At 69.9% G+C, this 23,362-nt stretch carries 22 protein-coding genes and 1 pseudogene; 14 read left to right on the plus strand and 9 right to left on the minus strand.

From position 1 onward, the window contains the following. The first annotated feature begins 29 nt into the window (after positions 1–29). Together ACTWPT_RS04605 and ACTWPT_RS04610 are read left to right on the plus strand one after the other, a co-directional pair. Positions 30–1,970, plus strand: a complete 1,941-nt coding sequence (locus tag ACTWPT_RS04605; protein WP_443175967.1) for a heparinase II/III domain-containing protein — start codon at positions 30–32, stop codon at positions 1,968–1,970. Beyond that, entirely contained in the window at positions 1,967–3,097 is a 1,131-nt protein-coding gene (locus ACTWPT_RS04610; protein ID WP_443175968.1) for a substrate-binding domain-containing protein, read from the plus strand. Before ACTWPT_RS04605 ends, ACTWPT_RS04610 begins: the two co-directional genes overlap by 4 nt. A gap of 3 nt (positions 3,098–3,100) precedes the next feature. On the opposite strand, the gene ACTWPT_RS04615 is transcribed toward ACTWPT_RS04610, so the two are convergent. Next, positions 3,101–5,044 carry a DUF2264 domain-containing protein gene (locus ACTWPT_RS04615; RefSeq protein WP_443175969.1) on the minus strand — a complete coding sequence of 648 codons (1,944 nt, stop codon included), beginning with the start codon at positions 5,042–5,044 and terminating at the stop codon, positions 3,101–3,103. 188 nt (positions 5,045–5,232) lie between these two features. Here ACTWPT_RS04615 and ACTWPT_RS04620 point away from each other — a divergent pair, with 188 nt between their 5' ends. From ACTWPT_RS04620 to ACTWPT_RS04640, 5 genes are all read left to right on the plus strand, one after another. Beyond that, the gene (locus tag ACTWPT_RS04620) at positions 5,233–6,240 is read left to right on the plus strand and encodes a hydroxyacid dehydrogenase (RefSeq protein ID WP_443175970.1); all 1,008 of its coding nucleotides are present in this window, start codon (positions 5,233–5,235) and stop codon (positions 6,238–6,240) included. Between the two features lie 37 nt (positions 6,241–6,277). Then, entirely contained in the window at positions 6,278–7,576 is a 1,299-nt protein-coding gene (locus tag ACTWPT_RS04625; RefSeq protein ID WP_443175971.1) for an ABC transporter substrate-binding protein, read from the plus strand. A 75-nt stretch (positions 7,577–7,651) separates the two neighbouring features. Continuing rightward, entirely contained in the window at positions 7,652–8,572 is a 921-nt protein-coding gene (locus ACTWPT_RS04630; protein ID WP_443175972.1) for a carbohydrate ABC transporter permease, read from the plus strand. After that, the gene (locus ACTWPT_RS04635; protein WP_443175973.1) at positions 8,569–9,468 is read left to right on the plus strand and encodes a carbohydrate ABC transporter permease; all 900 of its coding nucleotides are present in this window, start codon (positions 8,569–8,571) and stop codon (positions 9,466–9,468) included. Before ACTWPT_RS04630 ends, ACTWPT_RS04635 begins: the two co-directional genes overlap by 4 nt. Then, the gene (locus tag ACTWPT_RS04640) at positions 9,465–10,184 is read left to right on the plus strand and encodes a hypothetical protein (RefSeq protein ID WP_443175974.1); all 720 of its coding nucleotides are present in this window, start codon (positions 9,465–9,467) and stop codon (positions 10,182–10,184) included. Before ACTWPT_RS04635 ends, ACTWPT_RS04640 begins: the two co-directional genes overlap by 4 nt. 24 nt (positions 10,185–10,208) lie before the next feature. Here ACTWPT_RS04640 and ACTWPT_RS04645 read toward each other — a convergent pair whose 3' ends face one another. Further along, positions 10,209–10,826 (minus strand): protein-L-isoaspartate(D-aspartate) O-methyltransferase, encoded by a 618-nt coding sequence (locus ACTWPT_RS04645; protein ID WP_443175975.1) that lies wholly within the window; start codon positions 10,824–10,826, stop codon positions 10,209–10,211. Positions 10,827–10,904: 78 nt separating this feature from the next. Beyond that, on the minus strand, positions 10,905–11,594 hold the full coding sequence (locus ACTWPT_RS04650; RefSeq protein ID WP_443175976.1) for a GNAT family N-acetyltransferase: 690 nt from the start codon (positions 11,592–11,594) through the stop codon (positions 10,905–10,907). 7 nt (positions 11,595–11,601) lie between these two features. Here ACTWPT_RS04650 and ACTWPT_RS04655 point away from each other — a divergent pair. Both ACTWPT_RS04655 and ACTWPT_RS04660 read left to right on the plus strand, forming a co-directional pair. After that, a pseudogene (locus tag ACTWPT_RS04655) lies at positions 11,602–11,775 on the plus strand (HTH domain-containing protein); the annotation flags it as partial. 16 nt (positions 11,776–11,791) lie between these two features. After that, positions 11,792–11,971 carry a hypothetical protein gene (locus ACTWPT_RS04660; protein ID WP_443176294.1) on the plus strand — a complete coding sequence of 60 codons (180 nt, stop codon included), beginning with the start codon at positions 11,792–11,794 and terminating at the stop codon, positions 11,969–11,971. A gap of 73 nt (positions 11,972–12,044) precedes the next feature. Here the strand turns inward: ACTWPT_RS04660 and argG are convergent, their stop codons facing one another. From argG to ACTWPT_RS04675, 3 genes are all read right to left on the minus strand, one after another. Then, on the minus strand, positions 12,045–13,490 hold the full coding sequence (argG, locus tag ACTWPT_RS04665; protein WP_443175977.1) for an argininosuccinate synthase: 1,446 nt from the start codon (positions 13,488–13,490) through the stop codon (positions 12,045–12,047). Between the two features lie 80 nt (positions 13,491–13,570). After that, positions 13,571–14,593: a LacI family DNA-binding transcriptional regulator gene (locus ACTWPT_RS04670; protein ID WP_443175978.1), complete on the minus strand. Its 1,023-nt coding sequence runs from the start codon at positions 14,591–14,593 to the stop codon at positions 13,571–13,573. Positions 14,594–15,031: 438 nt separating this feature from the next. Further along, positions 15,032–15,859, minus strand: a complete 828-nt coding sequence (locus ACTWPT_RS04675; RefSeq protein ID WP_443175979.1) for a class I SAM-dependent methyltransferase — start codon at positions 15,857–15,859, stop codon at positions 15,032–15,034. 251 nt (positions 15,860–16,110) lie between these two features. Between ACTWPT_RS04675 and ACTWPT_RS04680 the strand changes: the two genes are divergently transcribed. From ACTWPT_RS04680 to ACTWPT_RS04695, 4 genes are all read left to right on the plus strand, one after another. Further along, a complete protein-coding gene (locus tag ACTWPT_RS04680; protein WP_443175980.1) occupies positions 16,111–16,509 on the plus strand; it encodes a hypothetical protein in 399 nt (132 codons plus the stop codon). A gap of 341 nt (positions 16,510–16,850) precedes the next feature. Next, the gene (locus ACTWPT_RS04685) at positions 16,851–18,002 is read left to right on the plus strand and encodes an alginate lyase family protein (protein ID WP_443175981.1); all 1,152 of its coding nucleotides are present in this window, start codon (positions 16,851–16,853) and stop codon (positions 18,000–18,002) included. A gap of 44 nt (positions 18,003–18,046) precedes the next feature. Beyond that, positions 18,047–18,265: a hypothetical protein gene (locus tag ACTWPT_RS04690; protein ID WP_443175982.1), complete on the plus strand. Its 219-nt coding sequence runs from the start codon at positions 18,047–18,049 to the stop codon at positions 18,263–18,265. A gap of 152 nt (positions 18,266–18,417) precedes the next feature. After that, entirely contained in the window at positions 18,418–18,798 is a 381-nt protein-coding gene (locus ACTWPT_RS04695) for a BlaI/MecI/CopY family transcriptional regulator (protein WP_443175983.1), read from the plus strand. A gap of 17 nt (positions 18,799–18,815) precedes the next feature. Here the strand turns inward: ACTWPT_RS04695 and ACTWPT_RS04700 are convergent, their stop codons facing one another. After that, entirely contained in the window at positions 18,816–19,553 is a 738-nt protein-coding gene (locus ACTWPT_RS04700; protein ID WP_443175984.1) for a methyltransferase domain-containing protein, read from the minus strand. Between the two features lie 177 nt (positions 19,554–19,730). Next, complete coding sequence (locus tag ACTWPT_RS04705) at positions 19,731–21,011, minus strand: BtrH N-terminal domain-containing protein (RefSeq protein WP_443175985.1); 1,281 nt, start codon at positions 21,009–21,011, stop codon at positions 19,731–19,733. Between the two features lie 278 nt (positions 21,012–21,289). Here ACTWPT_RS04705 and ACTWPT_RS04710 point away from each other — a divergent pair, with 278 nt between their 5' ends. After that, positions 21,290–22,402, plus strand: coding sequence for a hypothetical protein (locus tag ACTWPT_RS04710; protein ID WP_443175986.1), 1,113 nt, complete (start codon positions 21,290–21,292; stop codon positions 22,400–22,402). Here the strand turns inward: ACTWPT_RS04710 and ACTWPT_RS04715 are convergent. Further along, a complete protein-coding gene (locus ACTWPT_RS04715; RefSeq protein ID WP_443175987.1) occupies positions 22,399–23,343 on the minus strand; it encodes a helix-turn-helix domain-containing protein in 945 nt (314 codons plus the stop codon). The genes ACTWPT_RS04710 and ACTWPT_RS04715 overlap by 4 nt on opposite strands. Between the last annotated feature and the right edge of the window lie 19 nt (positions 23,344–23,362).

Consider the following 23,362-nt stretch of genomic DNA (forward strand, 5'->3'; position numbering starts at 1 on the left):
CTACTATGGGGGGCGTCGCGAGGAGGACCATGACGAACACTGCAACCGGCTCCCCGGGCGACCGGACGGAGAGCGGGCGGGGAGACGGGGCCATCGGTCCGCTGCGCGCCTCCTGGCGTGTTGCGATATCGCCGGAGGCCCTGGTCCGGAGCCTGCTGCCGCCAGAAACGGCACTGCCGGTGCCGGCCGCCGGGCACCCCGACTGGGGTCGGGTCTCGAGATCCGGCGTCCTGGTCGCGGTGCGGGAGCGGGCGGAGGCGGAGCTGGGCACACCCTGGCCGCAGCCGCTGGCCTCGCAGTACGCGCGTTACTTCCGGGACGGCAACCGCACCGGATACGAGAGCCAGGTGTTCGAACGCCAGGACCGGCTGACCCGGGCGGTGCTGATGGCGACGGCGAGCGGCGAGCAGGGCTGGCTGGACGAGGCCGCCGACGGAATCGTGCAGCTGTGCGAGCAGAGCTCGTGGTGCTGGCCGGCGCACGAGGACACGTGCCGGCCCCGTGGGACCGTGCTCCCCGATGTGGCCGCACCGTGCCTCGATCTGGGCGCCGCCGATGTCGCCGCCCAGCTGGCATGGGCCGACCAGGTGCTCGGCGACCGGCTGGCCGAGCGTTACCCGGGGTTGCGGGAGCGTATGCGGTCCGAAGTACGCGTGCGGGTGCTCGACCCATTCATCCGGCGGCGCGACTGGCACTGGCTGGGGCTGGACGGCGACGTGCACAACTGGTGCCCGTGGATCTGCGGCAACGTGCTCGTGGCCGCGCTCCGCCTGGCCGAGCCGGGCTTGGAGCGTGCGCGCCAGGTTGCCTGGGCGGTGGCGGGCGTCGATCGTTACCTCGCGGCGCTGCCGGCTGACGGCTCGGTGGACGAAGGCTACGAATACTGGTGGAACGGGGCAGGCCGGGCGCTCGAGGCGCTCGATCTTCTGGCGCACGCCACGTCGGGACTGCTCGACGCCGCGTCGGTACCGGTCGTGCGGGAGACGGTCCGGTTCCCGTACCGCATGCATCTGGGCGGGCCGTGGTATCTGAACCTGGCCGACGCGCGGGCTCGGCCGCCGGCCGGCCAGCCGTGGCAGGTGCCGCACCGCTGGGCTCGCCGGCTCGGCGAGCCCGACGCCCGCCGGCACGCGGAGTCGCAGCGTGCGGGCGCGGTCTCGGCCACCGCCGAGCTCGGGCGGGCGCTCTGCGAGCTGGCCGACCTCGAGTGGCAGAGTGCGGGGCGCGGCGAGCCGCCTCTTGCCGCGGGGGTCTGGTTGCCGGGGACGCAGGTCGGCCTCGCGCGTACGGCGGGCGGTACGGCGCACGGTCTCGCGCTCGCGGTCAAGGGCGGGCACAACGGAGAGCACCACAACCACAATGACGTCGGGTCCGTCGTCGTCGCCGTGGACGGGGTTCCCGTGCTGGTCGACGCGGGACGGCCGACGTACACGGCGCAGACGTTCGGGCCGGACCGCTACGCGATCTGGACGATGCAGAGCAGCTGGCACAACGTTCCCGAGGTACGCGGCGCCCCGCAGGGGCAGGGGCACGGGTTCCGGGCCCGTGACGTCGAAATGGTGGACGAGCCGGGCCGGTTCGAGGTGCGGATGGATCTGGCCGCCGCTTATCCCGTACCTGAGCTGGAGCGGTGGTGGCGGACGGTGGCGCTTGATCGGGGCGCGTCACGCGTGACGGTCGGGGATGCCTGGGCCTTCACCGGTGACGGCGACCCCAGCGTGCTGCATTTCCTGCTGAACGGGCAGGTGGATCAGCCGCTCGCCGAGCAGGTCGTCATCCGGCCGCCGGGCGGCACGCGGGCGGTGCGCCTCGCGTGGGACCCTGGGGCCGCGACGGCCACGCTCACCGTCAGAAGGCTGGAAGATCCCATGCTCTCCGAGGTGTGGGGCGAGCGCCTGACCAGGCTGGAGCTGCGCCTGCCCGGCACGGCGCGGGGCGCTTTCGAGGTCCGAGTGGGGGTGTGGGAATGACAGTGTCCGATTCGCCGGGTGCGCTGCCGGACGAGCGCCGCGCCCAGATGGTGGAGCTGCTGCGCCGGCGCGGCGTCGTGCGTGTCAACGAGCTGGCGACCGAGCTGGACGTCTCGGCCATCACCGTCCGGCGCGACATCGCGCTGCTCTCGTCCCAGGGGCTCATCCGCCGGGTACGCGGCGGCGCCGTGCTCCACGACGGGCCGGTGGCCGAGACGCTCGCCGGCGCCTCGGAAACGGAGGACTCGCCGGCACCCGACGCGGCAGACGCGGAGGAGCCACAGGTCACGATCGGCATGGTGGTGCCGTCGTTGAACTATTACTGGCCCGACGTGATCCGCGGGGTCCGTGAAGCCGCCGCGTCGGCGGGCGCGCGCGTCATCCTGCGTGGCGCCACCTACCGGGCCACCGACGAGCGCCGCCACCTCTCCCGGCTGGTCGAGGCGGTGGGCGTGGACGGCCTCCTGGTCGCTCCCACCACGACTGGCGACGAGGGGAAGGAGCTGGTGCGGTGGCTGCAGGAAGCCGACATGCCCATGGTGCTCATCGAGCGCACCGCCGTCTCCGGTTCTTACCACGAGGCGATGGAGTCGGTGGTCAGCGATCACGCGCTCGGAGCCGGGATGGCCGTGCGGCACCTGGTCGAGCTCGGTCACCGGCGGGTCGGACTGGTCACCACCATCCCGAGCCCCACGAGCCCGCACGTGCGGCGTGGCTGGCGGCAGGCGTGCGAGGAGTTCGGCCTGCCGCTGGACGACACGCTGGACGTCAGGACGGTCGATCAGTTCCACCCCGACTGGCCTAAGACGGCCGAGAGTGTGATCGACCAATGCGTCGCCTCTGGGACGACGGCGCTGCTCGTCCACTCGGACCCGGAGGCGATCGACCTGGTCGAACGTTGCCAGGAGCGCGGCATCCGAGTGCCCGGCGATCTCGCCGTCGTGACCTACGACGACGAGGTGGCCGAGCTGTGCGACCCGCCGTTGACCGCTGTCCGCCCGCCCAAGACGGCAATCGGGCGGGCGGCCTTCGGGCTGCTCGCAGAGCGCCTGACCGACCCGGAGCGCCCCACCCACCGCATGGTCATCGAGCCACGCCTGATCGTGCGCTCGTCCTCGGCGTCATAGTGCTCACGGCCCGCTGAACACGGCGGAGGTGTCCAGGAGGTCGTCCGTCCCGTCCGGCCAGGTCACGTGGGCGACCGCGGGGCCGTCCCAGGCCAGGACCGGCGACCGGTCCGGCTCCTGACCGCCGAGGAACACCGCCACGTCGTACCACGTGTCCGGCCGCGCCGGCGCGATGGTGGCGCACCAGGGCACGAGCGTCCACGGGGCGAGCGGCGAGGAGTCCTCGGCGGAGAGCACGCCGCACAGGTCCAGCCCCGGTCCTGCCATGACGCGTGCGTGCATGGTGCCGTTCGTCACGGCGGAGACATCGCCCTGGACCGGTTCGGCGGCGGGGAGCGGCCATCCGCCGACGCGCAGCCGACCGGGCTCCACCCCGGTGGCCCGTATCCGGACCAGGCGCAGCTCCCAGGGCCCGCGCACGGCGGAGATCAGCTCCAGCCACGGCCCGAGGCGTACCGTCCCGGGCCGCCCGTAGCCGTGGTCCCCGCGAGCGTCGCCCTCCGCGGTGACCCAGTGGGCCTGCCAGCGTGAGGCACCGATCGTCGTTCCCGAGGGGAGGCGGTCGAGGAGGAGCGTCTCGAACCCGGTGCGGTGACTCGACCGCCCGTCCTCGTCCAGGAGCACCACCGACTGATCAAAGGGGTCGGCGGCGTGCTCACCGGCGAGCACGGGCGAGGTGGCGGTCGAGTAGCCCAGCCGCGCGTACAGGGGCGAGTCGGTCAAGTGCGTCCCCGGGTGGGAGTGGTCGGTGCCGTGGTTGATCACCCGTACGACGCCGTCGGCGCGGGTGCCGCTGACCAGCCAGCCCGGCGCGCGGACGACTCGGTGGTAGTCGCCGGACTCCACCGGCAGCGACTCCTCCACGGCCGTCCACACCGGATGGTCGTCCGGCAGGGACAGGCCGAAGAAGCCCTTGGCCGCCCAGTACGGCGAGCCGGGACCGGAGTAGGACTGGGCGATCGGGGGCCAGGCTCCGTGCCAGCCCAGGGTCAGGACACCGTCCTCATCCGGCGCCCCGCGTTCGGTGAAGTGGCGGGCGATGCCGGAGGCGGCACGGCGCAGCAATCCGGGGGCCGGCGTGGCGATCCCCGCCCGGGCGCCGGTCCAGAACTGGGTGGCGGCGGCGAACCGGTAGGTCAGGCTGCGTCCCTGGACCAGCGGGGATCCGTCCGCGCCGACGAGGTGGACGGCGTCGTGCAAGTAGCGTTCGAGCCGCTCCAGGTAGAGCGGTCGCCGTGAATCCGCCGCCGGATCCCCGGCCGCCATCTCGCTCCACATCAGCGGGTAGAACTGCAGCGCCCATCCGGCGTAGTGGTCGTAGGCGCGTTCGGCGCCGTCGGCGTACCAGCCGTTCTCCCTGGCGAAGCCGTCGGTGAACGCGAGCCCTTCCTCGATGTCCTTGCGCTCGAAGGGGCCGCCGACGGAGGCGAGGAACTGCTCGACCACGATCTGGAACCAGATCCAGTTGATCGGCGGGTAGTCCGATCCGATCGCGGGCGCGAGGTAGTCGACGACCTGCTCCTGCACGATCGGGTCGAGCCGGTCCCACAACCACGGCCTCGTCAGGTGGAGCACCAGTGCGAGGGACGCAGCCTCGACCTTCGCCTGGCCGTGCTCGTCGAGGCGCACCCAGCGCTCGGGTGAGCGGGGATCCGTCCCGGTGGCGAGCCCTTGCGCGTACCACTCCATCAGGCCCAGCGGGTCACGCCCGTTCTCTCCCGCCACCCGGAACCCGGCTGCCAGGAACGTGCGCGCGAACCCTTCCAGCGCGTCGACGTCGGACCCGTATCCGCCCGGCGGGCCGGGGAAAGAGATGCGCGCGTGCGAGGCCGATGCGTACCGCCGGGCGGACAGGAGGAGATGGTCGGCGAGTGCCGCCCAGTGGTTCCTGGTCCATCCGGTGTAGGGCGAGAGCCGCCGGTCGTCGAACTCCCGCAGCGAGAGCATGGCTCCTCCTGATCGTGATCGCGCCGTTAACGTCACCGTTTCGTACCACGTCGAACGCACTTTGGTACGAGATCGATCAATATCGATCAGATAACGTGATCGTTCTGATTAACGAGGTATTGACGTGATTGTAATGATCAGACATGATCAGCGGCACTGGTAAGCGCTTGCCCGCCGAAAGGACACTGGTGAGACGACCTCCCGCCCTGCTGGTCATGGACCCCGCGAAGTTCAGCGTGCAGTTCCACGAGCCGCAGCTTCGCCGGTTGCATGATCTGGTGGAGGTGGGCGATCCGATCGTGACCGCCGACCTCGACGCACCCTCCGTGCGCCGCCGGTTGCGCGACGTCGAGGTGCTGGTGACTTCGTGGGGCTGCCCACCGCTGACGACCGAGCGGCTGGCCGCCGCGCCACGGTTGCGGGCGATCTTCCACTGCGCGGGGACGGTACGCACGTTCGTCACCGACGAGGTGTGGCGGCGCGGGATCCTCGTCACCAACGCCGCCGACGAGAACGCGATCCCGGTGGCCGAGTTCACTCTGGCCGCGGTCATCTTCGCCGGTAAGAAGGCTCCGTTCCTCGCCCAGGACGCGCGCCGGTTGCGTGCGGACTGGTCCTTCGCCGCGGGTCGCGGGGAGCTGACCAACCGCGGGCGCACGATCGGTGTCGTCGGCTTCTCCCGGGTGGGACGCCGGGTCGTCGACCGGCTCCGCAGTCTGGAGGTGGACGTCCTCGTCGCCGATCCCTATGCCGACCCCGCCGCGGTGAGCGCGCTGGGCGCCCGGCTGCTCCCGCTGCCCGAGTTGCTGCCGCGTTGTGACGTGCTCACGTTGCACGTCCCGGAGCTGCCGTCCACCCATCACCTCATCGGGGCGCCCGAACTCGCTCTCCTGCGTGACGGGACCACCGTCATCAACACCGCGCGCGGCGCCGTCCTGGACACCGCCGCCCTGGAGCGGGAGTGCGCCCAAGGCCGGCTCGACGCGATCCTCGACGTCACCGACCCGGAGCCACTGCCCGCCACCTCACTGCTGTACGACCTGCCCAACGTCATGATCACCCCCCACATCGCCGGATCTCTGGGATCGGAGACCCGGCGGATGAGTGAGAGCGCGCTCGACGAGCTCGAACGCTACCTGTCCGGTCAGCCGCCCCGCGCGGCCGTGACCCCCGACGACTTCATGGTGAGCGCCTGAGCCCTGAGACCGGCTCAAGAGAAAGGAGACCGGAGCAATGATCGCTTCGAACACGTCAGTAAGGGTGCGCCACCCCCTTGTGAAGACCCTGGCCGTCGCGGCCGCACTCTCGCTCGCCGTCACCGCCTGCGGCGGGTCGTCGGAGCCGGCGAGCGGCGGCGACGGGAACGTCACGCTCAGCGTCACGGTGTGGAACATGGCCAAGACCCCCGAGTTCAAGGCCCTCTTCGACGCCTTCGAGGCGGCGAACCCAGGCATCAAGATCAAGCCGGTGGACATCCTCGCCGACGATTACGCCGAGAAGGTCACCACGATGCTCGCCGGTGGCGACAAGACCGACGTGATCACGATGAAGAACGTCACCGACTACTCGCGTTACTCCAGCCGCGGGCAGCTTCAGGAGATCACCGACCTGGCCAAGTCGGGTGACGCCGCGAAGCTGGCGGGCCTGGACGCCTTCAACGTCAGTGACAAGTACTTCGCGCTGCCGTATCGGCAGGACTTCTGGCTGCTCTACTACAACAAGACCTACTTCGAGCAGGCCGGGGTCAAGGCTCCCGAGACCCTCACCTGGGACGAGTACGCCAAGCTCGCGCAGCAGCTCACCAAGACCGAGGGCGGGAAGAAGGTCTACGGCACCTACCACCACACCTGGCGGTCCGTGGTGCAGGCCATCTCCGCGGCCCAGACGGGTGGCGACCAGCTCAGCGGCGACTACTCCTTCTTCAATGACCAGTACGCGGTGGCGCTCGGGCTGCAGAAGGCCGGCGCGACCCTCGACTTCGGCACCGCGATGGCGCAGAAGTCGGACTACAAGACGCTGTTCGAAACCGGCGCCACGGCCATGCTGCCCATGGGGACCTGGTACATCGCCGCTCTCATGGCCGCCAAGGCAGAGGGCAAGACCGACGTCGACTGGGCGCTGGCCCCGATGCCGCAGCGCCCGGGCGGCTCGGGCGTGACGACCTTCGGCTCGCCGACCGCCTTCGCCGTCAACAAGAAGGCCGAGCACTCTGACGCGGCCAAGAAGTTCGTGCAGTTCGCCGCGGGCAAGGCGGGCGCCGAGGCGATCAGTAAGGTGGGCGTGGTGCCGGCGCTGCAGAGCCCGGAGATCACCAGCGCGTACTTCTCGCTCAAGGGCATGCCCACCGACGAGGTGTCCAAGAACGCGTTCGAGCCGGACAAGGTCACGCTGGAGATGCCGGTCAGCGAGAACACCTCCGACATCGACACCATCCTCAGGGAAGAGCACGAGCTCATCATGGTCGGCGACAAGTCGGCCGCCGACGGCATCAAGTCGATGAACGAGCGCGTCAAGAGCGAAGTGCTCAACTAAGGACCGGCCCTGGCGGGCCCGGAGACCTCCAGGCCCGCCACGTGTCGCCGCATGTCCTGCAGGAGAAGGATGGCCATGGCTCACGTTGCAACACAACCGGCGCCCACCGCCCCGCCTCGCCGCCGGCGGGCCTGGCGCGACATCCTCGTCGGGTGGAGCTTCATCCTCCCGAGCTTCATCGGCTTCGCCCTGTTCACGCTGCTGCCGATGCTCGCGGCGTTCGCGCTGGCGTTCCTGGACTGGGACTCCTACGGCACGCCGGAGTGGGTGGGGCTGGAGAACTTCCAGCGGCTGTGGGCTGACGAGAACTTCCACGTCGCCCTGCGCAACACGCTCTACTACGCGGGGGGCCACATCCCGTTGACGCTGGTGGCGGCGCTCGGCCTGGCCCTCGCGCTCAACCGGAAGCTGCGCGGGGTGGCGTTCTTCCGCACCGCGGCGTTCTTCCCGTACATCACCTCGCTGGTCGCCGTGGCGATCGTGTGGAACACGTTGTTCAACCCGACGGCGGGACCGATCAACCAGGTGCTCGAAGCGCTCGGCGTGGCGAGCCCGCCCAAGTGGGTGGCCAGCACGGACTGGGCGATGCCGGCCGTGATCGTCACCAGTGTGTGGCGGGACATGGGGTACTACATGGTGCTCTACCTGGCCGGGCTGCAGACGATCCCCAAGGAGTACTACGAGGCGGCGCGTGTGGACGGCGCGAGCACCTGGCAGCGGTTCTGGAACATCACCCTGCCGTGCCTGCGGCCCACGACGTTCTTCGTCGTCGTCATGCTGACGATCCAGAGCTTCAAGGTCCTCGACCTCATCGTGGTCATGACCGACGGCGGCCCGGGCCGCAGCACGCTGGTGCTGGCCCAGCTCGTCTACCGGGAAGGCATCATCGAAGGAAAGTTCGGCTACTCGTCGGCGGTCGCCCTGGTGCTGTTCGTCATCGTGCTCACCGTCACCGTCGTCCAGTTCCGTATCAACGAGCGGAGGAGCGCCCGATGACCGCGCTGCACGATGCTCCCCCGGCCGCCGCCCGGCCGCGCCCCCCGGCGGCGCCGGAGGACGGGGACCGCTCCGGCGGGAGCCCCATCCGCAAGGCGCTGGCCTACCTCTCGCTCACCATCGTCACACTGCTCGTGCTCGTGCCGTTCGCCTGGATGGTGTCGTCCTCGCTGAAGCGCGACAACGAGGTCTTCGCGATCCCCATGCAGTGGATCCCGCAGGAGCTGCGCTGGTCGAACTTCGTGGAGATCTGGGACCGCATCCCGCTAATGACCTACCTGGGCAACTCGGCGTTCCTGTCCGTGACGATCACGCTGCTGCAGCTGCTCACCGGGAGCTTCGCGGCCTACGGGTTCTCCAAGGTGCGATTCCCCGGCCGGGACGCGTTGTTCCTCGCCTACATCGCCACCATCGCCGTGCCGTGGCAGGCGTACATGGTGCCGCAGTACATCATGATGCAGCAGGCGGAGCTGACGAACACCTACTGGGCGATCATCCTGCTGCAGGCGTTCGGCGCGTTCGGCGTCTTCCTCATGCGCCAGTACTACATGTCCATCCCGGACGACCTGTGCGAAGCGGCCAGGATCGACGGGTTGAGCGAGTACGGCATCTACTGGCGGATCATGCTGCCACTGTCCAAACCCGCGCTCGCCAGCCTGGCCCTGCTCACCTTCGTCAACACCTGGAACGACTACATGGGGCCGTTCATCTACCTGACGGACAACGAGCTGTGGACCGTGCAGCTCGGCCTGCGCTCGTTCGTCGGGCAGTACGACGCCGACTACGCGATGATGATGACCGGCGCGGTGCTGTCGGTGCTGCCGATCCTGGTCATCTTCCTGCTGGGGCAGCGGTACTTCATCCGCGGCATCGCGACGAGCGGGCTGAAGGGATGAGCGGGCACGGCGCCGGGTCGGCGGTTCGCCGCCTGCTCCGCCCGGCCGAACAGGCGACGTACGAGAAGGTCTTCTCCACCGTTTACGTCGGTCTCATGACGAACGTCCTGCTCGTCGTCGCCTGCGCACCGCTCCTGGCCGCACTCGCGATCGTGCGGGACCCGCTGGCGTCGTGGCCGTTCTTCGCCGTGCTGTCGTCCCTGTGCGGGCCCGCGCTGGCCGGCGCGTTCAGCTGCTTCAGGGCGCTGGGCGACGGCTCGACCGCCGTCTTCCGTACGTTCTGGAGTGGCTACCGCCGCTGCGCCGCCCGCGCGCTGCTGCTCTGGGTGGCCAGTGCCGCAGCCGTGAGCATGCTGACCGTGGACGCCGTCATCGTGGCACACACCGCCTGGGGACCGGCGCTCGCACCGTTCTTCGCCACGGCGGCGGCCCTGGTCGCGGCCGTGATCTGGGCCTCGCTGGTGCTGCTTGCCGAGCCCCGGCGCGAGCCCGTACGACTGATCGACCTCGTGCGCCCCAGCCTCTACCTGATGGCGCGGCGCTGGTACCTGGCCGCGGCCAGCATCGCCGTGCTCATGCTGGCCGCGGCCGTCATCCTGGTCAAGCCGGTGATCGGCCTCCTGGTGTTGTGCTCGCCACTCCTGTACGTGGCGTGGGCCACGACCAGGTTCGTCGTCGCCCCGGTCCTGCCGGATTCCACCGCGTCGCGGCCCTGAGAACCGCCCGCCAGGTGAGCCGCCTCACGCGTGCTTGCCGACTAGGGGAACGAACTGCGCGGGCGTCACCGTTCGCTGCTGTTCCAGGCGGCCGTGCCTCTTGGCGTACAACGTGACGATGTCGGCCACACCCGCCGCGATGGGCATGACCAGGCGGCCGCCCTCCACGAGCTGCTCAATGAGCGGGGCGGGCACCGCGGCGGCCGCGGCGGAGACGACGACCGCGTCGAAGGGAGCGTGCTCGGGCAGGCCGGCGGTGCCGTCGCCGACCACCACCTCGGCGTTGGTCACGCCCACCGCGGCGAGATTGGCCCGTGCGTGTTCGGCCAGGTCGGCGTAGCGCTCCACCGAGTACACGCGATCCGCCAGGTGCGCCAGCAGGGCGGTCTGGTAGCCGTACCCGGTGCCGATCTCCAGCACCGTGTCCTCGTCCGTCAGCATCAGCGCGTCGATCATCTGGGCGACCAGGGACGGCTGCGAGGTGGGCTGCCCGTGGCCGATGGGGATCGGCGTGTCCTGCTCGGCACGCCCGGCCGAGCGCGGCGGCACGAAGTGCTCGCGCGGCGTGGCGGCGACCGCGGCCAGCAGGCGGGGGTCGGTCATCCCCATCTGCCGGATGATCTCCACCAGATTCCTGCCCATGACCTTCCGCTCCCCAGGCACCTGGGAATCACACCTGCTCAGGGCCCAAAGCGGTGGCGCGGCGTGTGCCCCGTCCCGTTACGAAGAAGGAGCATCCCGCCTGCCGTCCTCATGGTCGAAGTCGATCCGCATGACCACCCGCCGGACCGTGGGATGGTTGACCTCCTTGAACCCGGCGTCCTCGAAGACCTGACGTGCCCCCACGTGCAGCTCGCCCCAGGTGATCTCCTTGCCCGGCTGGGTGATCATCGGGTAGGCCTCGAGCGCACGGGCGCCGTGCTCACGGGCGAAGTCGATCGCGGCCTGAGCAAGGGGATAGGTGAGGCCGCGGCCCCGGTAGCCCCTGCGGACCACGAAGCAGGTCACCGCCCAGACCCCGTCGTCGTCCTTGTCCTCGGTACGGCCGGTCCACGGGACCCGAGAGGTACGCAGCTTGGGATACGCCGTCCGCGGCTCGACCGCGACCCAGCCCGCGGGCTCGTCGTCGACGTAGGCCACCAGACCGCTGGTCGCCCCCGCGTCCGGGTCGCCGCAGGCGGTCTGCGCGCGGAGCATCGCGGTCCGCCCCTCTTGCGTGGAGTCACGCCAGATCCAGCCGACGACCTTGAACCGCTGGCACAGGCACCGGCCCGCGTCGGTGGTGCCGAAGATCGTGGCGAGGTCGTCCCATGACGCCTCGTTGGCGGGGACGATGGTCACCCGCTCGGCCGGGATCGGCGCAGGAATTGCCGTCATCGCCGGCTCGTGAAGGGTGGTGTCCTCGGTCATGGCCCGCATGCTAGGTTCCATTCCGGACGTTCTGCTACCGGATTGCGGAGATAGCGTGAAGCCCGACGCGAGCCCCACGGCACGGGCACTGCTGGCACTCGAACTGGTCCAGGGCAGCCCGGGCATTACCGCGGACCGGATCGCCGACAAGCTCGGCGTCTCGGAGCGAGCCGCCCGGCGGTATGTCGGCATCCTCCGTGAAGCCGGCATCCCGATCGAGTCCGTCCGCGGGCCCTACGGCGCCCGCCCCCGACCGCGCCGCCGCCCGGCCCGACCCGACGACCACGACCACGCTCGTGCGGGCCTGCTCGAACCATCGGCGGGTGCGGCTCGGCTACCGTTCCGAGGCCGGGTCGCAGGAGCGGGTCATCGAGTGAGGTGCCCCGAAGTCCAGGAGGCCGCACGTGTACTTGGGCAGCGGCTGCTAGGGGCGGGTGAGCACCCCTAGGGTCAGTCGGTGCCGAACTCCATCGCGGCGTGATCCAGCAGCTCGTCGCCGGGCACCTCGCCAGTGGAGGCGATCGCCTCGGCCCCGCCCTCCGGCATGGCGCCGATCAGCTCGGTCGGGGACGCCGGTGCGGCGCCGATCAGCGTCGGGTGGGCGCTGCCGACGATGCCCAGCCGAGCGTACTGCTCCAGCTTGGCGCGGGAGTCGGCGATGTCGAGGTTGCGCATGGTGAGCTGGCCGATGCGGTCGACCGGCCCGAAGGCGGAGTCCTCGGTCCGTTCCATGGAGAGCTTGTCCGGGTGGTAGCTGAACGCCGGTCCGGACGTGTCCAGGATGGAGTAGTCCTCGCCGCGCCGCAGCCGCAGGGTCACCTCGCCGGTGACCGCCGTGCCGACCCAGCGCTGCAGCGACTCGCGCACCATCAGCGCCTGCGGGTCCAGCCAGCGGCCCTCGTACAGCAGCCTGCCCAGTCGCCGGCCCTCGACGTGGTAGGCGGCGAGGGTGTCCTCGTTGTGGATCGCGTTGACCAGCCGCTCGTACGCCGCGTGCAGCAACGCCATGCCCGGCGCCTCGTAGATGCCCCGGCTCTTGGCCTCGATGATCCGGTTTTCGATCTGGTCGGACATGCCCAGGCCGTGCCGGCCGCCGATGGCGTTGGCCTCCAGCACGAGATCGACGGCGGAGGGGAACTCCTTGCCGTTGATGGTGACCGGCCGGCCCTGCTCGAAGCCGATCGTGACGTCCTCTGCGGCGATCTCGACCTCGGGGTCCCAGAACCGCACGCCCATGATCGGTTCGACGATCTCGACGCCCGTGTCGAGGTGCTCGAGCGACTTGGCCTCGTGGGTCGCGCCCCAGATGTTCGCGTCCGTGGAGTAGGCCTTCTCCGTGCTGTCCCGGTACGGCAGGTCGTGGGCGAGCAGCCACTCCGACATCTCCTTGCGACCGCCGAGCTCGCTGACGAAGTCGGCGTCCAGCCACGGCTTGTAGATCCGCAGGGAGGGGTTGGCGAGCAGGCCGTAACGGTAGAACCGCTCGATGTCGTTGCCCTTGAAGGTAGAGCCGTCGCCCCAGATCTGCACGCCGTCCTCGAGCATCGCGCGCACCAGCAGGGTGCCCGTGACGGCCCGGCCGAGCGGGGTCGTGTTGAAGTAGGTGCGGCCGCCGGAGCGAATGTGGAAAGCTCCACAGGCCAGCGCCGCGAGCCCTTCTTCGACGAGGGCCGCACGGCAGTCGACCAGCCGCGCGATCTCCGCGCCGTACGCCGTGGCACGACCGGGCACCGAGGCGATGTCAGGCTCGTCGTACTGGCCGATCTCGGCGGTGTAGGTGCACGGCACTGCACCCTTCTCGCGCATCCACGCGACCGCTACCGAAGTGTCGAGGCCGCCGGAGAAGGCGATGCCGACACGTTCACCGACAGGCAGGGAGGTGAGTACCTTGGACACGAGCAGAAGTATATACACATCAATGCATGACCATGCAAAGCGGCTGTGCGGCCGTCGCACCTGTCTTCAGGTCAACGAGGTCAGGCGGCCAGGCTCGATTTGCGGATGACGAGTTCGGTGGCGAGCTCGATGTGGTGGGACTCGATCTTCTCGCCGGAGGCCAGGCGCATCGCCGTACGCAGGGCGACCATCCCCATCTCACGCAGCGGCTGGCGTACGGTCGTCAGCTGGGGCGAGGTCATGGTGGCGATCTCGGTGTCGTCGAAACCGACGATGCTGAGGTCTTCGGGGATGCGCAGTCCGCGAGCCCTGGCGACCTGCATGGCGGCGATGGCGCACTCGTCACTGACGGCGAAGACGGCCGTGGGCGGGGACGGCAGGTCGAGCAGCACGGTCGCTTCCCCCAATCCGTCGGGGTAGCAGAAGCCCGCCGTGCGGACGTATTCAGGGGGTACGGCCACGCCCGCGGCCTCCATCGCGGCGCGGTAACCCTGCATGCGCGCCTGATTGGAGGCCGCGTTCGCGGGGCCGCCAAGGTAGGCGATGCGGCGGTGACCGAGGGCCAGCAGATGCTCGGTGGCGCACAGACCGCCGGCGAAGTTGGTGGAGCCGACGCTGCTCATGGGGCTGAGCGGCGGGTTCATCGGGTCCACGACGACCACCGGGAGCTGAGCCAGGGACAGCGCGGCGAGGTGGATCGGGGTGGGCTCGCAGGCGAGGGTGATCATTGCTTGCCGCCCGGCCGCGACCAGGTCGCGAACCCAGGAAGTGTCGCCGTCGGCCTTCGCATGGGAGACGACGACCGCCACACCCGACTCGGCGCCGGCCTCGATCGCGCCCTTGATGATCTCTGTGGCGTAGGCGCTGAGTTTCCCGTCCACCCACACTTCGACAGTGGCCGACCGCACGGGTTGATCCCGGCGCGATGAGCGGGGGACGTAGCCGTGCTCCACCAGCAGGGACTCCACCCGCGACCGGGTGCCCGCTGCGACGTCGCTGCGGCCGTTGAGCACCTTGGACACGGTGGCGACGGACAGACCAGCCGAGGCGGCGACGGTGGCCAGCGTGGTCCGCCGGGATCTGATCGGCGATCTGCTCGGCATCCATTCCTCCCTCACGCACCCGCTCAGGGCAACCGGCGACCATGGCTTCCCTATGCACGTTGTATCAACGACCAGTCGGGAACCCAAGACCACTCCATCGCCGGGGCCCTGTGATGCGGCGATGGCGAGCGCACTCGATGTGGCGATCTCCCTGCAACCCGTGCGTGACATTTTACCAATTTCACACTGCCACGAGAGGTTTATTTGTGGCCTGATTCTTTTGCATATGGAGTTTCGGCCAGGTCGTTGCAGCGCGAGCGTCTGCGGTGTTGCCCTTAAACGGTTTACTCGCGTCCAGGCGCCAGCGCCTCACGCGGCTCGACCCTGCGCCGTTCGACACGCCACGCCCGCCCCACTTGCGTGTGGTGGGCACCCGCCGCACGATGAGCGATCCGCGTCAGCGGCGCGGTCGAGTTCCCAGGACGATGAGCGTCCGCGTCACCGGCGGATGCCGATGGCCTCCAGGTATTCGCCGGCCGCCAGTACGGTCCCGTCGTCGGCCCGGTTGAACTTCTTGGGCACCTCGGCCAGGTCCGCGGCGAAACTCGCCCGCGTGGCCTCGTCCAGGGTGCCCGCCAGACGGTGGATCGGCCCGTAGTTCGCCAGGAACCATTCCGCGAAGTGCTCGGGCGAGCGGTAGCAGAACTCGAACGTCCGCGTCTCGAGCGCGACCCATTCGACCTCGTCGCCGAACAGCTCTCGCAGCCGCTCCGGCGTGCCCCACAACATCGGGGACCTGACCTGCGGCGGGGGTGGCGCGTACTTCCCGATCGTCCGGAACAGCACGCCCACCAGTCCGTCAGGTGTCCAGCTGGCCAGCCCGATCGTCCCGCCCGGCCGCGTCACCCGCATCAGCTCGGCCGCGGCCCGCTCCTGGTCGGGCGCGAACATCACGCCGACCGTGCTGAGCGTGACGTCGTGGGACGCCTCGGCGCACGGAAGCCGTTCCGCGTCCCCTTCCGTGAACGTCACCTCCAGGTGCTCGGCCGCGGCCCGCTCGCGGCCCTGGACGAGCAGGCCGGGCACGTAGTCGACGCCGGTCGCGGCGGCGAAGCGCCGCGCGCCGGCCATGGCCGCGTTGCCCTGGCCGCAGGCGACATCCAGGATGCTCTGACCGGCCCGTACGCCGGCCGCCTCCACCAGACGTTCCGCCATGATCTGCAAGGTGACGCCGACGCGTGCGTAGTCGCCGGACTCCCACCCCAAACGCTGGCGCTCCTTGAGCGCGGCGAGGTCGGGGCGCGCCGCGGCTTGCGAGGTGTCCATGATTCCTCCCGTTTCCAGGCGCCGTCTCGGACCGAGGCGCCCTCACCACTAAGGCCGTTCCATGTCGTGACATGAGGTGGAACGGAGGACGGAGACATCGGGGAGACATCGTCTGACCACCGGGTTCGGATGTGTGGGACTGATCACCTCCGATGTGTGGACTCCTGCACAGAGAGCCGCGCGGGATCTCCGTAATGTCCCTGCTGCCGGATCAACCGGCGCACACATCCGAGAACGGGGAGGCACCCATCATGCGTAAGACCCTTGCCGCCGTCACGCTCGCCGGCTCCATGGCCGTCACCGCGCTCGCGCTGACCCCCGCGGCCCAGGCCGCCACCCACAGCGCCAGCACCACCACGGTCAGCTGGGGCAAGTTCTTCTCCAGCGACCACAAGGCCTACACCTTCGGCAAGACGTTCAACCACCGCGGCGCCGTGCACACCACCTGGTACGGCGTCGACAAGGTCGGCGGGAAGAAGGGCTGGGTGTGGTTCGAGTACTACAAGAACGGCTCCTGGCACCGCTTCAACCACTCCTGGGACGGCAAGGCCACCGGCAGCTGGAAGGGCCACGGGATCAAGAAGATCTACACCTTCACCTGCTGGGCCGACAAGTTCGACAACTGCGGCAAGAAGTACCGCATCTACTAGACCCGGCGAGGGACGATCGCCTAGCGGCGCACGATCGCGTCGGCTTCAGTTCTTGCGGGCGACTCCCTCAGCTCAGCATCGCCACAACCTGCACGGGGATACCAGCCACCGATAACTACCCCGCGGGATCCTGCTCGGATCACCGCATCGTCTTCGGCACCGTCACCGTCGCTGTCGGCTGAGCACGTTAGGCCTCCACGATTGCCCGGCCGGGTGTCCAACCGTGGGTACGGTATGCGGCGGTATAGCGGCCGATGTCCACGGCGCGAAAGGGTTGACAGCTGAGTTGACACCCGAGTCGGCGACTGGCTGAATGGACGTCCGCGCCTGGAAGGAAACCCGTGCGTCTCGCTCGCCCTCTCGCCGCCACCATGCTCGTGGCCGCCGCCTTATCCACCCCGCAGCCCGCGCAGGCGGCCGCATTCAAGCATCCCGGCGTCCTGGTCAGCCGTGCTCAGCTCGACTTCGTCAAAGCCAACCTCGGCAACGAACCGTGGAAGTCTGCCTGGGAAGCTCTGCAACGCAGTTCCTATGCCTCGCTGTCCTACACGGCCAAGCCCCGCGCCGTCGTGGAGTGCGGTATGTACGGGAACCCCGACCACGGCTGCTCGGACGAGCGTGAGGACGCCAATGCGGCCTACACGCATGCCCTGCGGTGGTACCTGACCAAGGACTCCCGCTACGCCAAGAAGGCGATCCAGATCATGGACGCCTGGTCAGCCGTGATCACCGAGCACACCGGGAGCAACGCGCCGCTACAGATTGGCTTTGCGGGCGCCAACTTCTCCCGCGCCGCCGAACTCATCAAGCACACCTACACCGGCTGGACCCAGGCCGGCCGGTTCGCCGACAAGCTGCGCACCGTCTACCTCCCGACCGTGATCGCCGGAAAGCCCAACAACCAAGGCAACTGGGAACTGATCATGACCGATGCCGCCATCGGCATCGCCGTGCACCTGGACGACCGCGCCTCCTTCGACCGAGCGGTCACGACCTGGCGCGGCCGGCTGCCCGCCTACATCTACCTCGCGACGGACGGCTCGCTGCCCAAAGCGCCGCCGAACAGCAAGCACGACACCGAAGCCGAGATCATCGACTACTGGCACGGGCAGACCAAGTTCGTGAACGGCCTGGCCCAGGAAACCTGCCGCGACTTCGGGCACACCGGATGGGGCATCGCGGCCATCTCCCACGTCGCGGAGACGGCCCGCCACCAGGGCGTGGACCTGTACGCCGAGGCCAAGCACCGGCTGCGATTCGCGATGGAGTTCCACGCTCGCCTGCAACTGGGCGCGACGGTGCCATCGTGGCTGTGCGGCGGAAAGGTCACCCTCGGCCTCGGGCCGAACCTCGAAGTCGGCTACAACGCGCTGCACCAGCGTTTCGGATACGACATGCCCCAAGCCGCGAAGTGGGTGAAGCAGAAGCGCCCGGTCGGTGCCTCGCGCTTCCTGGCCTGGGAGACCCTCACCCACGCGAAGAACCCGCGCTAAGCCGCGATGAGTGGATCGGCCACGCCGGACTTCACTCCGACGGCGTGGCCGACATCTTCTCGGCCGCCACCGGAACGCTGACCGTCTGGAACAGCGAAGGCGGCAACCAGTTCGGCCCAGCCACCGCGATCAGCTCCGGCTGGACGGTCTTGGCTGTTCTACCGAGGCATCGGGCGTACCGATGTCCGGCGAATGTCTACAACGAGGTCTCCGTCTGGTTGAGCTCGGCCAGGGTGATGAGCCATCATCGAGGGCACGGCTGACCAGTTCGCCGCCTGGGAAGGGTAGCCCCCGCCCGCCCGAAATGTCCCGAGGTCCGCGGCTACTACTACGCGCGCTAGTCGTCTGTGGGCTGGCCGCCCCGCTCCCGTCGCGGTTACGGCGCGCGACTACGACGGCCGGTAGCATCGACGGCATGATGCGCGGGTTGGGCGAGCTCGAGTCCACCATCATGGATCGGATGTGGGCCAGACGCAGGCCTGCCGCCGTCCGTGAGGTGCTGGAGGAGCTGCGGCAGGAGCGCGACATCGCCTACACCACCGTGATGACCGTGATGGACAAGCTGCATACCAAGGGCCTGCTCAAGCGCCAGGCGGTGGGCCGGGCCTACGTGTACGAGCCGGTCGCCTCGAAGGAGGCCTACACCGCCGACCTGATGCGCAGCGCGCTGGCCGGCAGCGGCAATCAGGCCGCCACTCTCGTGCACTTCCTCGAACGGCTCACCCCCGAGGAGACCACCGCGCTGGAGGCGGCCCTGCAGGTGTTCCCGCGCAAGGGCAAGCCACCAGCGTCCTGACGCTCTGGTCGAGCGCGCTACGCGCGGGCCGCCGCCATGAAGAGCGGCAAGGCCAGGAACATGCGGCCGGACTGGGCGCGCTCGACCTGCTCGGCCACCCAGACGCTCTCCTGCTCGGCGGTGATGGCCCCGGCCGCACGGACGGCCGCGGCGGTCCGCGCGAGCAGCGGCACCATGGTGGCGTCGGTGAAGACGGCCGTGTGCACCTCCACCGCCACGTCCTCGAATCCGGCGTCGAGCAGCAGGTTGCGGTAACGGCGGGCGGCACGGGGATTGGCGGTCAGATCGGCGCGGGCGTGCACGATGGCGCGGGTGAGCCCCGGGTCGTCGGAGTCGATGACCTGCGTGTCCCAGTCCTGGCCGATCAGCACGACCCGCCCACCCGGGACGAGCACCCGCCTGGCCTCGGTCAGCGCCTTGGCGACGTCGGGGAGCTCGTGGAAGACCTTGTCGGCCCGGTACCCGGCCACTTCGCCGTCCGCGAGCGGCAGGTCGCAGGCGTCACCGAGGCGGAAGTCGGCATAGGGCCACCGGCTGCGGGCTACCGCGATCATCTCCTCGCTGAGGTCGACGCCGATCGCCCGCGCGCCGCGTTCCGCCAGCTCGCCGACCGCCCGGCCGGCGCCGCAGCCCACGTCCACCACGCCCGCCCCGTCCTGGAGGTCGAGCAGTTCGTACGAGCGGGCACGCAGCGCGGCGCCGGCCGGCATGGCGTCGGCGACGTCCAGCAGTTGGATGAGTTCTGTTGTGGACATGGCAGACAGCATGCGACTTCAAGCCGACTTGAAGTCAACGGCACGATCACCGGATCTTGGCAAGGTTGATGATCACCTGTCGGCCATCGAGCTCGTACAGCACCAGCGGTGGGGCCGGCCGGAATCGACAACACGCGCCGAACCTTTCTGGATCCGCGCGGAAGCTCATGGCGCCGCTCAGCGGGTGAGTGCTCCCAGGTGGGCGATCGCGGCCGTCTCCGCCTCGTAAATGGCGCCCAGGCGGGTGCTGAGATCGGCGAAGAGCGCGGCCTTGTCGGTTGCGGCGAGCGAATCGTTCGCGGCGGCCCGCGCCTGCCACAACAGCCGGCCGCTCTCGGCCGCCTCCTCGCCGCCCGCGCTGCCGTCCGCCATGACGCTCTCCTTGATCGCCGCGGTCAGCTCGCGGACCCGGGCGAACTCCGGCACCTCGGCCGGGAGCGCAGCCTCGGCCAGCCCGTGCCACAGGGCGCTGATCTCCCTGTACCGGTCGGCCAGGCCGGCCAGCTCCGGCTCGGCCAGCAGCAGGGCGGCCTCGTCCAGCGCGTCGGCGAACAGCTCGCGGAGGTTCCCGCCGTCCATGCCGACCGGCTCGGCGCCCTCCCACACCGACAGCAGGGCGTCGGCCAGGCCGCGGCCGTCGGCGAAGACCGTCGGCCAGCCCTTGGCGTTGCGGGTGTCGGTCAGCAGCCGCGCCCACTTCCGCCAGGCAGGCAGCGAGAACGAGTCCGAGGCCGCCGACAGGTGGGCGGCGCAGTCCCGCAGCCCCTCGCGGGCCGCGTCCGCCAGCGTCGCCTCGTCCAGTTTGGCCTCGCCGAGCACGTGCAGGACGTTCTTGTACGACGGCACGCGCGCCCGCGCGGCGTCGAGCCGCTCCTTCGGGATGCGGATCGGCGCCTGACCCCGGTCGTCGAGATACACGCCGCTCTCGTCGCGCCGATAGGCCACCACAGGACCGCCGCCATGCCCGTTGAGCGCGGCGGGCAGCTGCCAATAGCCAAGGTGGTAGCGGTCGGGCAGGATCACGCACGGCCGCCCGGCTTCCAGCTCCGCGGCCAGCCTGTCACTGGCGGCCCGGGCCCCGGCCGTGCGGTGCTCCTCGTACGGCACCCCGAGCCGGCCGAGCGTCTTGGCCATCCACCGGTCGTGGTACTGCCACTGGTTGCGGAAGCCCAGGGTCACATGGCGGGACTGGTCGTGCTTGAACTCCCACAGGATGTAGCCCGCGCCGATGCCCCCGCCGGCCAGGAACACCAGCGGCTCGCTCACGGAGGCGCCCTGGTTGACCAGGACAACGGTGATCGCCGCGCTGGACGGGTCCCGGCCGCCGGCGAACCGCCAGCCCGCGTCGGAGTGCGTCTCGGCCCGGCCCAGCACATGGTCGCGGGCTGTGGTGTAGCTCTCGCCGGTCTTGGCCATCCGCGCGCGGATGCGTGCCTTGAGTTGCTTCTTGCTGGTCATGACGGCTCTCCCTGCGGCCATCGCCAGGACCCGGCCCACGCCCGCGGCCCGTGGCGGCCGCGAAAGCATCGCCTGCCGGTCAGACCACCGCTCCCGAGGCTCCTTGCGTCCCCTTTGCCCCCGCGGTCGGCGCGTCGCGTGGGGACGCGCTCAGGGGGTTTGGCGGGAGAGCACCGCCACGAACCGGATCCTAGTACAGCCCTCCGCGCCCGGCCAGCCCGCATATGTTTGGTGGGGTAATTGGGGCACAAGGTTATGGACTGCACCAGAATGGGGGGATGGCATACCCTCCACAGCCTCCGCAGCCCCACCAGCCACAAGGACCGTGGGGCCCGCAGGCACAGGGAGCACCGCAGGGACCTGGCCAACCGGGGTACGGCCCGCCGCCCTCGCAACCAGGCTACGGCCCCCAGCCAGGGCAAACGGTCCCGCAGGCCGGGTACGGCCAAGACGGTGGCGGCACGCCGTATGGGCCCCAAAACCCCTACGGCCAGCAGAACCCGCAGGGCCAGCAGAACCCCTACGGCCCGCAGGGCCCACAGGGCCAGCAGGGACAGCAGGGCCAGCAGGGCCAGTACCCCCAAAGCCAGTACCCCCAGAACCCTTACCCGCAGCCCAATCCGTACGGCCCCGGCCAGCAGTTCGGCCCCCCGCCCAAGCGCAACAACGGACTGATCATCGGGTTGTCCGTTGCCCTCGGCGCGCTCCTCCTCGGCGGCGGCGCGATCGGCGCGATCGTCTTCCTCAACTCCCCCGGCCCGGGGACCACCGTGGCCCTGCAGAGCGCCGCGCCGTCCGCCTCCGCGACGCCGCCCCAGCAGTCGGACCCGCCGTCGGCCACGCCGTCGGACCCGCCTACGTCCGAGCCCAGCACGACCCCCACCGACCCCACGCCCACGTCGAACCGGGCCCAACCGGGCTCACCGCTCACGCACAGCGAATTCGACGACTGGAATTTCGGTCTGGGCGGCGTCAAGTTCAACGCCAACAAGGTCGGCGGCTGGACGTACGACTCCTGCGACCCGGTGGACGGCGAGGGCGTGCTGGCCAAGTACGACTGCGAGCGCGCCATCGAGGTCGCGTACTCGGCGTACGGCGGGCACCTCAAGGCGGTGCAGCTCATGATGTCGTTCCCGAACGAGAAGGCCGCCAAGAACACCGCCACCCGGCTGGCCAAGCTCACCTCGGACGCGGTGACGTGGCGCCAGGACAAGTCGCACGCCAGGTATGCGTACGGGAAGATCCGGTCGGGGGCGTCCAAGAAGTACGTGATCATCACGATCGTCACCGCGGACAGGTCGGCCAAGGCGCGGGCCGAGAAGTTCCACGCGTACCTGCAGACCGACCACGCGAGTTACTTCCTGTTGCGCGACCTGACGATCACCAGCTAACGGCCCGACGCCCGGCGGAACTCGGCCGGCGGCTGCCCGTACGCGGCGCGGAACAACTTGGTGAACTGTGCCGCGTCGGGAAAGCCCCAGCGTGCTCCCGTGGCGCGTACCGGCCGCTCCGCCAGGACGGGGTCGAGCAGGTCGCGGCGGCAGTGCTCCAGCCTGCGACGCCTGATCCAGTCCGCCACGCCGCACCCTTCCGCCTCGAAGAGCTTGTACAGGTAGCGGAGCGAGATGTGGTGGGCGTCGGCGACGGCCGCCGGGGACAGGCCGGGGTCGCCGAGCCGTTCTTCCACGAAGGCCTGGATGCGGATCAGCAGCGCCCGCGTGCGGCCCGCCGGCGGGGCTGCACGGTCCATGCGAGCGGCCAGTGCGATGCCGAGCAGGTCGAGCATCGCCATGCTGAGGCGTACCCCGTCGGCGGCCCCCGCCACGTCGTCGAGGCAGCCGGGCAGCCGCTCGATGAGCGACGTGACCAGCGCGGGCACTCCCTCATCCCCGGGGATCGGCACGTCGAGCAGCTCCGCCACCTCGTGCTCGGGCAGCGGCAGCAGCTCCTTCGGGAACGACACACAGATGGCCCGCCTAGGCTGGAACACACACCGGTACGGCCGAGAGAACTCCGTCAGGACGAACTCCCCCGGCGACAGCTGGATCTCCTTGCCGCCCCGGTAGGCGATGGTGTGCCCGTGTGTCGTCATGAACACTCTGTACGAGCCGGCGAGCCGCTCGCACGGCCCGCCACGGGCCTCGCCCGGGCTGCGCTCGCGTAACTCCGTCACGTTCACCCGGCCGAGCCGGCCTTGCACGAGCTCGCCGCTGAAGGCGGGTTCGCAGGCGTAACGCAGGTCCATCGGGGCGACGGACCGATTGACGATCTCCTGCCAGTAGTCGACGCGTGAGGACACCGGCGCGTCCTCCGCGCGATAGTGCACGCGCATGCTCGCTCCCTCCCCCGAA

Source organism: Nonomuraea sp. 3N208 (assembly GCF_052245935.1).
Classification (GTDB): Bacteria; Actinomycetota; Actinomycetes; order Streptosporangiales; family Streptosporangiaceae; genus Nonomuraea.

What these genes read in the sequence shown, in the direction of transcription:
- ACTWPT_RS04625 (WP_443175971.1), top strand. Translation starts at nt 6,278, where the DNA reads ATGATCGCTTCGAACACGTCAGTAAGGGTGCGCCACCCCCTTGTGAAG.
- ACTWPT_RS04630 (WP_443175972.1), top strand. Translation starts at nt 7,652, where the DNA reads ATGGCTCACGTTGCAACACAACCGGCGCCCACCGCCCCGCCTCGCCGC.
- ACTWPT_RS04650 (WP_443175976.1), bottom strand. Translation starts at nt 11,594, where the DNA reads ATGACCGAGGACACCACCCTTCACGAGCCGGCGATGACGGCAATTCCT.
- ACTWPT_RS04640 (WP_443175974.1), top strand. Translation starts at nt 9,465, where the DNA reads ATGAGCGGGCACGGCGCCGGGTCGGCGGTTCGCCGCCTGCTCCGCCCG.
- ACTWPT_RS04715 (WP_443175987.1), bottom strand. Translation starts at nt 23,343, where the DNA reads ATGCGCGTGCACTATCGCGCGGAGGACGCGCCGGTGTCCTCACGCGTC.
- ACTWPT_RS04610 (WP_443175968.1), top strand. Translation starts at nt 1,967, where the DNA reads ATGACAGTGTCCGATTCGCCGGGTGCGCTGCCGGACGAGCGCCGCGCC.
- ACTWPT_RS04670 (WP_443175978.1), bottom strand. Translation starts at nt 14,593, where the DNA reads ATGCCGAGCAGATCGCCGATCAGATCCCGGCGGACCACGCTGGCCACC.
- ACTWPT_RS04635 (WP_443175973.1), top strand. Translation starts at nt 8,569, where the DNA reads ATGACCGCGCTGCACGATGCTCCCCCGGCCGCCGCCCGGCCGCGCCCC.
- ACTWPT_RS04680 (WP_443175980.1), top strand. Translation starts at nt 16,111, where the DNA reads ATGCGTAAGACCCTTGCCGCCGTCACGCTCGCCGGCTCCATGGCCGTC.
- ACTWPT_RS04615 (WP_443175969.1), bottom strand. Translation starts at nt 5,044, where the DNA reads ATGCTCTCGCTGCGGGAGTTCGACGACCGGCGGCTCTCGCCCTACACC.
- ACTWPT_RS04645 (WP_443175975.1), bottom strand. Translation starts at nt 10,826, where the DNA reads ATGGGCAGGAATCTGGTGGAGATCATCCGGCAGATGGGGATGACCGAC.
- ACTWPT_RS04710 (WP_443175986.1), top strand. Translation starts at nt 21,290, where the DNA reads ATGGCATACCCTCCACAGCCTCCGCAGCCCCACCAGCCACAAGGACCG.
- ACTWPT_RS04605 (WP_443175967.1), top strand. Translation starts at nt 30, where the DNA reads ATGACGAACACTGCAACCGGCTCCCCGGGCGACCGGACGGAGAGCGGG.
- ACTWPT_RS04695 (WP_443175983.1), top strand. Translation starts at nt 18,418, where the DNA reads ATGATGCGCGGGTTGGGCGAGCTCGAGTCCACCATCATGGATCGGATG.
- ACTWPT_RS04675 (WP_443175979.1), bottom strand. Translation starts at nt 15,859, where the DNA reads ATGGACACCTCGCAAGCCGCGGCGCGCCCCGACCTCGCCGCGCTCAAG.
- ACTWPT_RS04700 (WP_443175984.1), bottom strand. Translation starts at nt 19,553, where the DNA reads ATGTCCACAACAGAACTCATCCAACTGCTGGACGTCGCCGACGCCATG.
- ACTWPT_RS04705 (WP_443175985.1), bottom strand. Translation starts at nt 21,011, where the DNA reads ATGACCAGCAAGAAGCAACTCAAGGCACGCATCCGCGCGCGGATGGCC.